The organism is Dellaglioa sp. BT-FLS60, from assembly GCF_054941065.1.
Genome location: NZ_JBSOLI010000034.1, coordinates 59632 through 73069, shown reverse-complemented (window position 1 = coordinate 73069; position 13438 = coordinate 59632). Strand labels below are relative to the sequence as shown.

The following is a 13438-nucleotide window of genomic DNA, read 5'->3' as shown; positions in this document are numbered from 1 at the left end:
AACAAAAAATCAGGAATACCTATTTAAAGGCATTCCTGATTTTTTATTACCGTGTTATCGTAGAATTGGTTGTATCTACTGATTTATCAAAATTTTCAGCTTCTAATTTCAATGAGACTGTCGTACTATTTCGATCAGGAACCATATACCACGTATTCAATGTAATACCCTGTGTATTTAGCGCCGTTATCTTCCAGCCACCATTCCCATAAGGTTCATAACTTAACCTTCCAGTAAACGTAGTTCCATGTACTTGACCCATCGTTTTATAAACCATTTCGCCTGTATTATCTTCACCTTTTTTTAAAATTGTTACTGGAGTAGCCTTCTTATCAGCATCATTTATCTTAAAAATTTTATTATTTAGGATACCTAGGGCTTCCTTAATAGATATTGCTTGCTCATATGTAAATGTCTTTTCTTTAGAACTTTGCGTATCCTCATTCTCACCAATAGTCACATTATTTACTATTTCATTTCTAGCATCATCAGATAATTTTTTATTGACAAAGCTAACGATTGTACTCATATTGGATTTTTGAAGCCTATTATCTGAACTATCGTAATAATTAACCGTATTATGTGTGCCACCTACCAAGCGATAGTAAGGTTCATTTCCTTTTTGAACATAATATTTAACTGTACTGGCATTAGGTGTTTCAATTGAAACGTTAAATCCATCTGCTAATTCTCCCGATAAACTATCCCATGAATGATAGGCCCCATAATAAGCAATTGCAACCGCAGATTGTTTAGGGTTGTCCTTCATTTGTTGAACCGTTAGTGTCCCTAAAATTTTATTATCTTTTTTCGTTTCCTTAATTGATGACGTTTCACTACTTGCAGTATTTTCTGATTTTACTTTCTTTGTCGATTCAGATTTAACTGATGAACTGCTATTCTTTGTATTCATTGAAGTTCCTTTTGAACAGCCAACTAATACTAACAATAACCCTAATCCCCAAACGCCTAACTTTATTTTCTTCATTATCTTGTATACCCTCCAAGTATTTTTTACCGGTACAATTTTCTCATATCCTTTAATAATTCGCAAACTATCCCAATATCTCATTTTTCTCAACCATTTATTTGATATCTACCTATTAAATAATGAGCTAATTCGCTAACAAAAATCACTTTCATAATACCAACTAATATAAATGGTAAAACACCTATTAAAAAGGCTTCTTGAATCGTTGTTTGTTGATAAATCATTAGCCAGCCTGCACCAAAGAGTAACTGTACACCAGCACCTAACAAATTTGCGACATATAATTGCCAACGGCCTTTTTCATGTCCTTTTAAAAATAATCCAGCTAAAATAATGTAAGCTAAAAAGCCAAATAGATAGCCACCTGTTGGTCCAATTAATGAAAAAAGTCCTGAATGGAAGCCAGCAAAAACTGGTATCCCTATTAATCCCAATAAAAGATAAATACCGATAACTTTCACGCCTTCTTTTATTGACATTAAGCTTGCCAATAAGCCAATAAAAATCGTTTGTAGCGTTAATGGTATTGAACCTAAAGGTATCACCAGTTGAGATAAGACACCTAACACAGCCGCTAGTTCAGCCACAACAATTAATGATTTCAATTGATTATTCTTGCCCATTTACCAAACCCTCCACGTTGACTTTTACAATTTCACCTGCCATATAGGTCGTAATATTACCTGCCTCATCTCGTAAAACTAACTGTCCATCATTATCAATCGTTTCAATAACGCCCGTTATTTCTCGATGACCACTCTTTAAAGCCACTGTTTTTCCAATTACTAAAGACCGTACACGATAATCATCCATAAAATCACCAGATTGATAATGCTGATAAATTTTCATAAATTGATTCGTTATTTCTGCAATTAATTCATTCCGTGTCATATTTCCTGCTTCATCAACTAACGACCCTACTTTAGTTTGTAAATTGGGCGATAGTTTTGCAAGATCTGTTTTAAAATCTAACCCAATCCCAATCACTAAACTCGTAACTTGTTGCGTCTCAATATCTGTAACAGCCTCAGTTAAAATGCCACAAATTTTTTTATTTTGATAATAAAGATCATTGACCCACTTTATCTGTGGTTGAATGTGTAATTTAGTTTCTAAAGCATAACTAACGGCCATTGCCGTCGCCGTCGTTAATTGGCCAACATCTTTAATTGGCTGATCAATTCGCAGTAAATAACTCAGATAAATACCAGTATTTTCTGGTGATTCAAATGTTCGCCCAAATCGACCGTATCCACCCGTTTGACTGTTAGCCACAATTAACAGTGGTTTATCACCCATTTGTTGGTTCACCCGTTCTTTTGCTAATTGATTTGTCGAAATAAGTTCATCAAATGTTTCAATTTGAATATCTTGAACATCTAAATAAGACTGAATCATCGGCGCGGACAATTGATTACTATCATTTAAAATGTAACCTTTTTGCGCAACAGTCTCAATTTCAAACCCTTTTCCCTGCAAATTTTTAATCGCCTTCCAAATGGCTGTTCTTGAAACACCAATCATTTCAGCTAACACTTCTCCAGAGACAATTTCATTTTGTTGTTCAGATAAAATTTTAAGAATACTATCTTTTGTTTTCATTCTTCACCGTTAACCTTTCTATTTTATAAGTTAACATAGATTTTAAACTAAATTATAAAATTATGCAAACATCGTTCTTAAATACTGCTAAAAGTGCTATGATTAATCTATTCTTAAGAAATTAGGTGGATTAATATGGCATACGGAACAAAAATTATTACGTTAGATAATGGGTATCATCTCTGGACACATACTGAAGGACAAGGCGATATCCAATTACTTTGTCTCCATGGTGGCCCTGGTGGCACACATGAATATTACGAAAATTTTGCTGAAAAATTAGCACCTCTTGGCGTTCAAGTTTCAATGTATGACCAACTCGGTTCATGGTATTCTGATCAACCAGATTTTACCAAACAAGAAAATGTTGATAAATTTCTTAACATCGATTACTTCATTGACGAAGTTGAAGAAGTCCGTCTTAAATTAGGCTTAGATAACTTCTACTTAATCGGTCAATCATGGGGTGGCGCTCTTGTTCAAGAATATGCATTAAAATATGGCGATCATTTAAAAGGCGCTATCATCTCAAGTATGACTGATGATATTAACGAATACTTAACTAACGTTAACGCTATTCGTGCCAAAGAATTGGACGCTGATGCACTTGCCTACATGCAAGAATGTGAAAAAAATAATGATCTTGATAACGACCGTTACCAAGGGTACGTGACTATTTTAAATGATGGTTACGTTGATCGTAAAAAACCAGCCCAAATTGCTCATTTAGTAAGCACAATGGCTGAACCCGTTTATAATTATTTCCAAGGTAACAATGAATTCGTTGTTACTGGTAAATTAAAAGATTGGTCAACTCGTGATCGTATCAAAAACATCACTGTTCCAACATTGATCACATTTGGTGAACATGAAACAATGCCTTTAGCAACAGCCAAAAGAATGGCAGAAACAATTCCTCACGCCCGTCTTACGACAACCCCTGAAGGTGGTCATCATCATATGATTGATAACGCACCCGTTTACTTTGATCATTTAAGTACTTTCTTATCAGATGTTGAAAACGATAATTTTAAAGACTAACACTAGATTGTTACAAAAAAATAGGCATTCTCAAAATCGTATGATTTTGAGAATGCCTATTTTTATAGAATCTACTTTAAAAATTGTTACAAGTTAATTTTTTACTTTTTTACGACGTAACATACCAAAGCCTGCTAGTCCTATCAATCCAGTCCCAATAACACTTAATGTTATTCCGTCAGCATCGTTTGTTTGTGGTAATTCTTTTTGTCCAGTTGCTGATACCACATTTTGTTTTGTTGGTAGTGCTACATCCGGTTTCATCGGTGTTACTGAACCTGATTTGTTTGGTAGTGTCGTACTTGGTTTTATCGGTAATACTGGTTTTGTCGATGGTGTTACACCTGGTTTTACTGGTGTTTCAGGATTCTTAACTGCTGGTACCTCTACAGTTGATTCCGGTGGCGTAACTTTATCACCATCTTTATCTTCTCCCGAACCTTTAGCCGTATTTTCAATTTTTCCACTTTCTGGAATTGAAATTACTTTAGCTTTAAAGGTTATCACCTTAGACTCATCAGCACGTAAATCTCCGATTGACGCCGTCAATACACTATTTTTCCAAACATCTTTATCAGAAACTTTCTTACCATTAACCACAGTTGTCTCTGCGACTAATTCTAGATGTTTCGTATCTAATGTATCGCTGATCATCGCATTATGCCATATACTTGCATCGGCTGCGTTTCGTGCCGTAATGGTATAGGTAAACGTATCACCTAATTTCAATTCTGATTGACTTGCTGTTTTCTTTAATGTTGGATCTGGTTTTGTTGGATTTTCTGTTCCTGGTGTTGGCGTTTCTGGTACTTCACCACCTGGTGTTGTTCCTGTCCCTACCGCAACATTATCTAACTTACCATCTGCATCTTTACTTACTGTGACATCAAAACCAACAACGACTTTGTCGTTACCTTTTAAATCACCAATATTAATTTTTAAATTTTGACCTTCAAAATACTTATCTTCTGTTGCTTTTCCGTTAACTGTTAAAGTACCTGCCTTGTATTCTAGGCCTTTAACTAAACTATCTTTAACAATTACGTTATACAACATCCCAAATTCATTCGTATTTTCAGCCGTAATATTGTAATGCAATGTATCACCAATTTTTACTTCTTGGTTATTCAAATTATTACCTTTGGCATCTGAAACGGTTTTATCCATTTTCAATTTACCGTCTTGATAATCTGTTGGCACTTCGACAGAAACATCCGGTGGCGTAACCTTATCACCATCTTTATCTTCTCCCGAACCTTTAGCTGTGTTTTCAATTTTTCCACTTTCTGGAATTGAAATTACTTTAGCTTTGAAGGTTATCACCTTAGACTCATCAGCACGTAAATCTCCGATTGACGCCGTCAATACACTATTTTTCCAAACATCTTTATCAGAAACTTTCTTACCATTAACCACAGTTGTCTCTGCGACTAATTCTAAATGTTTCGTATCTAATGTATCGCTGATCATCGCATTATGCCATGTACTTGCATCGGCTGCGTTTCGTGCCGTAATAGTATAGGTAAATGTATCACCTAATTTTAGTTCTGATTGACTTGCTGTTTTCTTTAATGTTGGATCTGGTTTTGTTGGATTTTCTGTTCCTGGTGTTGGCGTTTCTGGCACCTCACCACCTGGTGTTGTTCCCGTCCCTACCGCAACATTATCTAACTTACCATCTGCATCTTTACTTACTGTGACATCAAAACCAACAACGACTTTGTCGTTACCTTTTAAATCACCAATATTAATTTTTAAATTTTGACCTTCAAAATACTTATCTTCTGTTGCTTTTCCGTTAACTGTTAAAGTACCTGCCTTGTATTCTAGGCCTTTAACTAAACTATCTTTAACAATTACGTTATACAACATACCAAATTCATTCGTATTTTCAGCCGTAATATTGTAATGCAATGTATCGCCAATTTTTACTTCTTGGTTATTCAAATTATGACCTTTGGCATCTGAAACAGTTTTATCCATTTTCAATTTGCCGTCTTGATAATCTGTTGGCACATTTACAGATGCGTCCGGTGGTGTTACCACTTTTCCTTTGCTATCCGTTCCGGTAGCTTGCGTAACATTATGGACGATACCATTTTCTGGAACAGCAATTACTTTTACTTTGAATGTAACTGTTACATTTTTACCTGTTCCTACATCTCCAATTTTAACATCCAGCTTATTGTCTGACCAAACTTGTGTATCTAAAATAGCTTGTCCATCAACTTTTGTCGTATTTGCAACATAAGTTAAATAACGTGCATCCAAATTATCTTTAATAACTGCATCTTGCCATTTAGCAGCATCTTTAGCGTTACTTGCCTTAATCGTATATTCAAAAGTTTCACCTAGATGTGTTTTTTTCACACTAGCTGTTTTTTCTAATTTAGGATCAGGATTTGCACCATTATTTGTTTCAGGAGTTGTTGTTGGTGGAATTTCCCCTCCTGGCGTATTCCCTTCAACTACAGCAATATTTTTCATTTCAGAAGTTGCTTGATCATTAACAGTAACATCAAAACTGAGAACGGCTTCTTCATCATATTTCAAATCACCTACATTAGCGCTAATATTTTGTCCCTTAACATTATTATCGCTAATTGTATTCGCATTTACTTTGAGTGATCCTTCTTTATAAGTGAATCCTTTTTCTAGCGTATCTTTAATTAAGACGTTTGTTACAATACTATCTTTAACAACATTCTTAACATTAATTTCAAAATGTAACGTATCACCAACCTTAACTTCTTTTCCATTTAAACTATTTCCATCTGCATCTGAAACTGTTTTTAAGCTCTTCAATGCTCCTGAAACATAGTCAACTGGAATATTGACACTTGAATCTGGTGGTGACACTTTGTTTCCACTACTATCTTTCCCAGTAGCTGTTGCCGTATTTTTAACAACCTTACTACCCGGGATAGCTTTAACTTTAACTTTGAACGTCACCTTATTTTCTGCACCACTAGCAACATCGCCTAAAGCCACTGTTAATTGATTATTATTCCATACATCTTTATCTGAAACTTTTTTACCATTAACAAGTGTACTATTTGGAACTAATTCTAAATAAGCAGCGTCTAATTTATCAGAAATACTTGCGTCATACCAAATGCCAGCTTCAGCAGCATTTTTAGCAGAAATTGTATATTCAATTTCTCCACCTAATTTGGTTTCACTAACATTACTTGTTTTTACTAGTGAGGGTTTTGGATTAACGTAATTCGTTGTTGGCGGTGTAGGCTTTTCTGGTATTTCAGGATCTGTTGCTGATATTAATGCAACATTTTCTAATTTTCCAGTGGCATCTGACGTGACTGTTACATCAAATCCAACAGTCACAGATTCCTTACCTTTTAAACTACCTGCATCAAGGTCTAATTTTTGACCATTAAAATGACTATCATCTGCACTAACCTTAGTTCCATCTGGTTTTGTAATCGTTAATGTGCCTGATGTATATTTAAATGCATTCGTTAGTTCATCTTTAACTTTAACGCCTCTAACAATTGTTCCAATTTCACTAATATTATTTACAGTGATATCAAAATGGAGTGTATCTCCAATTTTAACGACATCCCCATTTAAATTATTTCCTTTACTATCACTAACTGTTTTAACAATTGATAACTCACCAATTCTATAATCAACTGGAACCAATACTTTAGAATCTGGTGGATTAACAGCTTGTCCTTTACTATCCTCACCTGTTGCTTTAGCAACATTGGGGATAACAGTCCGTGTTTCCTCTGGAATAGCTTTAACTTTTACTTTAAAAGTAATTATTTTTGTTTCTCCAGCTTTTAAATCACCAAGTTTCAGCATTAACTGGTCCTTACGCCAAATTGATGTATCTGAAATTGCTTTCCCATCTAATTTTGTTGACCCCGCAATATAATCTAAATATTTATTTTCTAGACTATCTGTGACTTGCGCATTATGCCAAATACCTGCACCTTTTTGATTTCCCACTTTAATTGTATATTCATAAGTGTCACCAAGTCCTAGAACATGTGTCACATCTGATGTCTTTTTAAGTGTTGGTTTAGGTTGTGCCTCATTTCCCGTTTCTGGTGTCGGTGTTTCTGGAATTTCGCCACCTGGTGTTGTTCCTGAAGTAAGGGCCACATTAGTCAAATCACCATCTGCATCATCTGTAATTGTGACATCGAATCCGACCGTTACAGATTCTTGAGCCTTTAAGTCCCCAACACTAATTGATAAATTTTGGCCTTTAAAATTAGTATCTGCGGCTGATTTTTTAACGCCATTAACATCTGTTACTGTCAATGTGCCTTTTTTATAAGCAAACGCCTTAATCAAAGCATCTTTAACACTCACATTTGCTACGATACTATTATCAACTGTATTTTTTACTTTAATATTAAAATGAATCGTATCGCCAACAGAAACTTCTTTACCATCGATGTTGTTCCCTTTTTCATCTGTTACTGTTTTTGTTGATACTAATTCACCATCTTTATAATCTACAGGCACACTAACTTTAGCATCATCAGGTGCAACTGCTTTACCAGCCGCATCTTTACCCGTTGCACTAACGATGTTATTAATAACTTTATTCGACGGAATATTAATAACCGTCACTTTAAAGGTTACTGTCTTAGATTCACCAGCTTTTAAAGCACCTGCATTATAGGTAAATGTTTTATTATTATTCCAAACAGTGGCATCAGATAAAGCACTACCTTCTACCTTTGTACTATTAGCCACTAATTTCAAATTAGCTGTATCTAATTTATCTGTCATCACAACATCACGCCATGTTCCATTAGAACTTGGATTTGTTGCTTTTAATGTATATGTGTATGTATCACCCAATTTGGCGGATTTTACATTCACGCTTTTTGTTAGTTTTGGTTTAACAACCTCTTTATAGTTTTTAAGGTTTAATTTAACTGGTTCAGTTTGATTCTTTGAAATTGTAATACTATGACTTGTCGAATCTTTAATATAGCCTGAAAGGGCTGCAGATTCTTCAACTGTATATTTGCCTGGTTCTAAATAATGCAAGTCAATTTGACCCTTGCTATTTGTTGATAAATTATTTTTAACGACTTTACCCTTATCATCTTTTAAAACATATTTAACCCCTTTTAAAGGTAATCCTGTATCACCATCTGTTTTGGTAATAACAGCATCCCCGTTATAAAGTGTTGTTTTATTTGAATCAACCGGATTAGAATATTTAGAAGAAAAGAGTGCTTGATTCATAATGTTTCCTGTTCCATTAACTTTCACTTGGAACACAATTTCTCGTTTGGCTCCTGGTGCGACATCTCCCAGTTTAATTGTTCCATTATTCCATACTGAATCTGCTTTTTTGTCACCATCAACCATCAACGATCCTGGTACATAAGCATGACGTGTATCCAAAACATCTTTAAGTTCAGCTGACAATAAGTCTTGTGTATTGCCCTTATCAGATTCATATGACAAACGATATTCAACAATATCGCCTTTTTTCTCTATTGTTGTTGTTTTGTAGTCATCATCTTTATTCGTTATATTTTTAACTTCTTTTTTTAGAGTTGATTTTGTTTGATCAGGTAATTTGTCAATTGCAACAGCTTGATAATTTGTAGAAGTCCCTGTTGAACCGGTAAATCCCCAATAAACTTTTTCGCCACCAAATAAAGCAGTGGGATTGGCTATTTTGTAATTTTTACTCCCAAAGCCTGCAATAGTATACGATAAATTTTTACTTTTTGCAGACCATGATAAATCAACTTTACGCCATTTATTGTTTGTTAAAGGATCTTTTGCTGTCCCTAACATTAAGTTTTCATGTTTACGTGCAACAGATTGTGTTTTTTGAATAGCGATATGTCCATAATTTTTAGATTTAACATCAACATCGCCATCATTGGTTCCTTTTGTTGCAGCCTTATTGTGGTACGTATCAAATTCTAGTGCTAACCCATTTCTAATATAGTTATCTTCTTCTTTATCTTTACCATAGGCTCCAAGTCCTGCCCCAGTTGCCCCTATAGCCTCTAAGCCCTTTGGGTCATTTTGCATAACAAATGTAATCCCATCGGCACCTTTGGCATCCATATTTTTATCACCTAAGAAAACGTACATACCCATGTCAAAGTCTTTGGTTAAATCAATTTTATTTTTATACCAAAGACCACCCTTTTGTTTTGTACCATCTTCTGTAATAACAACTTCATTTTTGTTTGTTGGATGAATATAAGAATCATGGTCTTTTACCACTTTAAAAGTATCTTCCAAGAAAATATTAGAAGTTGGTGGATTTGGCACTTCACTTGGTGATTGTCGTGTTGCTTTTTTATCTCTGTTAATTTCATTACTTTCACCTTGCGCTAATTTAGCTTCAGATGTTGTTGCTTTTGCTTTTTTTGTTACCTTTTCAGAAATCATTTCAGTATTAATTATTTTTTGACTTGTTTTTCCATTTTTAACAAAATCTTTTAAAGAAATTTTGCCCGTTTGATGTTTATTTTTATTTGCTACTAATGTTAATAAAATTGTTTTACTTAATTTATAATCTTCTAAATTAAATGTAATTTTATTAGTCGCTTTTTCATAGTTTAGTTTACTTTGTGCTAAGCCATTCACAGACTTATACGTTAGAAAATCAGGTAATTCAATTTCCATTTTTTCTAAATCTGCACGATTATCACTAATTTTAAGCTGATACTCGCCCTTATCAGTTACTTCTAATTTTTCTATTGCTTTATCATTACTATCCAAGACATTAATTCCATCAATTGCGTTTGCAGAGACACTTTTTGTTTGCATCATAACTGACAACGGTGATGAAATAACTTGCATCGTCACATACAATATTGTAACTACTTTATATAAAATCCCCATTTTTTAGTTCCCCTATTTCCCTTTTACATGCACTGTAACAGCGTTAGATTTTTCAGATACTTTTTTTACCATTTGTTTTTTCGATTGGCTACTTTTGGTTGCACTTTCATTAGACGTGTTTTTAACTTTATTACCACATCCTGAAGCAACCCCTCCTACAAATATAAACAAAATAATTAAAAGTAAAAATTTTTTCGTTTTAATTTTCATATCTATCCCCCATTTATCTTTTTATTTTATTATAAAACCGTAATCATTGTAACACAATAAACGGTTTTATGACTATTATCCATCCATTAAAAATGATAATAAACACGTTTTTGTTATAGTACGTATTACTTGAGTTTAATATTTAAGTATGTTAATGAACCACTTATAAAATAGCTAAATAGTTGTCACAAGCGCTTTCTATCACTCTCTTGTAATGACTTCCAGAGAGCGGTCACCAACTGAATTAATTATGACAATAAAATACGGATAAAAACAAAAATAAGCAACCAATTACCACTCAATTTGAGCAATAATTGATTACCTATTAATCTAAACCTATTTCTATTTTAATCGTGCAGTGTCATCGCATTAATCGCAACAACAATTGTACTTAACGACATCACAGCTGCCCCAACCAATGGACTTAAAATAAAGCCAATTGGTGCTAAAATACCAGCTGCCAATGGTAATGCAATAATATTATAACCTGCACCCCACCAGAGATTTTGAATCATTTTTGATCTTGTATTTCGACTTAATTTCAAAAATTTTAAAATATCCATCGGATTGCTCTTAACTAAGATAACGTCCGCAGAATCGACCGCAACATCAGTACCCGACCCAATTGCCATCCCAATTGTTGCGCTTGCCAAACTTGGTGCATCATTAATCCCATCACCAACCATGATGACTTTATGCCCTTCAGCTTCTAATTGATTAACAATCTTAGCTTTGTCTTCAGGCATTAAATTAGCACGAACCTCTTCAATCCCTAACTGACTACCAACTTTTTCAGCAGCATTTTGATTATCACCGGTCAACATGATGACTTTGATATTCATCTTCTTTAATTTTTCAACTAATCCAAATGATTCAGGTTTAATTTGGTCCCCTTGAGCCGCATAACCCATTATTTTTTCATTTTGAAGTAAATAACTAATTGAATCACCTTCGTTATCTGAAATCATTTTATCCGTTAATAATTGGTTCTTATTAACGTAAGATTCAGAAACAATCTTAAATAACTTACCGTTAATCTGGCCTTCTAAACCAACACCATTAATTTGTTGTGTCTCACTGGCTGTTGGAATTTCAAGGCTTAAATCTTCGGCCTTCTGCATAATGCCTTTACCCAAAGGATGCGTTGAACCACGTTCTAATGATGCCATCAAACCAATAATTTCTGATTCAGAAAATTGATCAGTAACTGATTTATAACCGGTCACCACAAAATGGCCCTCCGTTAAAGTTCCTGTTTTATCAACAAGCAACGTATCAATCGTATGCGCAACTTCCAAAGCATTTCTATTTTTAATTAGTAACCCATTTTTAGCTGATAAAGACGTACTTCTCGCAACAACCAATGGAATTGCCAAACCTAAAGCATGCGGACATGCAATAACTAAGACGGTCACAAGGATTGATAAAGCTTGACTAAACGTCCCCGTAAACAGCCAAACAACAAATGCCAAAAGACTAACTGATAAGGCAGCATAAAATAAATACCCCGCTACTTTATCGGCTAACGTTTCAGTAGTTGATTTTTCTGATTGTGCATTTGACACTAATTTTACGACTTGAGCCAAATAACCCGTTTCACCAGTCCCAGTCACAGTCATGGTTAATTCGCCATTCCCATTAACTGATCCCCCCACAATCTCATCATCAATCGTTTTTTCAACTTGCTTTGATTCACCTGTAATCATGGCTTCATCTACACTTGTTTTACCAGAAACAATCAACCCATCAGCTGGAATTGTTTCGTTTCCTTTAACTAACAGGACGTCACCAACATGAACATCAGTTAAATCAACCTCTTTAATGTCATTATTCTCACCAACAAGATGTGCTTGCTTAGGCAAAAGTTCAGCTAATTTTTGAACAGCATCCCCCGCTGACATTACAGCATTCATTTCAATCCAATGGCCTAACAACATGATGACGATTAACGTTGCTAATTCCCAGAAGAAATCCATCACATGGTGACTCGGATCAATAAGATTATTCATTACAACGGCGTATAAACTATACAAGTAAGCAACACTAATCCCCATTGCAATCAAGGTCATCATTGCCGGTTTCTTGTCTGCTAGTTCCATTTTGGCACTATCCAAAAATGTTTTACCACCATAAAAGAACAAAACTGTCCCAATTACAGCTACCACCCAATCAGAACCCGTAAATGAAAATTGAAAGGGTAAATTAAGTCCCATCATTGGCGTCATTAAAATAATTGGAATTGTTAAAACTAATGAGATCCAAAATTTCAATTTCAAATTCCCCATATGCATCATATGACCACCCATACCTGACATATCGTGGCCTGACATATTCATGTCCCCATGATTCATATGTTTCATGTCATGCTCTGACATATCCATATCCCCGTGATTCATGTGTTTCATGTCATGATCTGACATATCCATTTCTTCATGATTCATATGTTTCATATCATGATCTGACATATCCATTTCTTCATGATTCATATGTTTCATATCATGATCTGACATATCCATTTCTTCATGATTCATGTGTTTCATATCATGATCTGACATATCCATTTCTTCATGATTCATGTGTTTCATGTCGTGACCTGACATATCCATGTCCCCGTGATTCATGTGTTTCATATTGTGTTCTGACATATCCATTTTTTGATTCATATTGTTCTTATTTTTATTAGCCATTTCCTTACCTCCGCTCTTAATGATTTAAGTTTACACTTGTAAA

7 protein-coding genes are annotated in these 13438 nt (G+C 34.5%); 1 reads left to right on the top strand and 6 read right to left on the bottom strand.

What is annotated here, in order from left to right:
- Positions 1–46 precede the first annotated feature (46 nt).
- The 3 genes from ACVQ8P_RS05890 to ACVQ8P_RS05880 form a co-directional block, all read right to left on the bottom strand.
- On the bottom strand, positions 47–988 hold the full coding sequence (locus ACVQ8P_RS05890; protein ID WP_462298184.1) for a hypothetical protein: 942 nt from the start codon (positions 986–988) through the stop codon (positions 47–49).
- An 89-nt stretch (positions 989–1077) separates the two neighbouring features.
- Positions 1078–1614, bottom strand: a complete 537-nt coding sequence (locus ACVQ8P_RS05885; RefSeq protein WP_462298182.1) for a biotin transporter BioY — start codon at positions 1612–1614, stop codon at positions 1078–1080.
- Entirely contained in the window at positions 1601–2593 is a 993-nt protein-coding gene (locus ACVQ8P_RS05880) for a biotin--[acetyl-CoA-carboxylase] ligase (RefSeq protein ID WP_462298180.1), read from the bottom strand. The genes ACVQ8P_RS05885 and ACVQ8P_RS05880 overlap by 14 nt, the downstream gene beginning before the upstream one ends.
- Before the next feature lie 135 nt (positions 2594–2728).
- Here ACVQ8P_RS05880 and ACVQ8P_RS05875 point away from each other — a divergent pair, with 135 nt between their 5' ends.
- On the top strand, positions 2729–3634 hold the full coding sequence (locus tag ACVQ8P_RS05875; RefSeq protein ID WP_462298178.1) for a proline iminopeptidase-family hydrolase: 906 nt from the start codon (positions 2729–2731) through the stop codon (positions 3632–3634).
- Positions 3635–3727: 93 nt separating this feature from the next.
- Here the strand turns inward: ACVQ8P_RS05875 and ACVQ8P_RS05870 are convergent, their stop codons facing one another.
- From ACVQ8P_RS05870 to ACVQ8P_RS05860, 3 genes are all read right to left on the bottom strand, one after another.
- Positions 3728–10498, bottom strand: coding sequence for an isopeptide-forming domain-containing fimbrial protein (locus ACVQ8P_RS05870; RefSeq protein ID WP_462298176.1), 6771 nt, complete (start codon positions 10496–10498; stop codon positions 3728–3730).
- Positions 10499–10510: 12 nt separating this feature from the next.
- Positions 10511–10708, bottom strand: a complete 198-nt coding sequence (locus tag ACVQ8P_RS05865; protein ID WP_462298174.1) for a hypothetical protein — start codon at positions 10706–10708, stop codon at positions 10511–10513.
- 347 nt (positions 10709–11055) lie between these two features.
- Positions 11056–13353, bottom strand: coding sequence for a heavy metal translocating P-type ATPase (locus tag ACVQ8P_RS05860; protein WP_462298385.1), 2298 nt, complete (start codon positions 13351–13353; stop codon positions 11056–11058).
- Between the last annotated feature and the right edge of the window lie 85 nt (positions 13354–13438).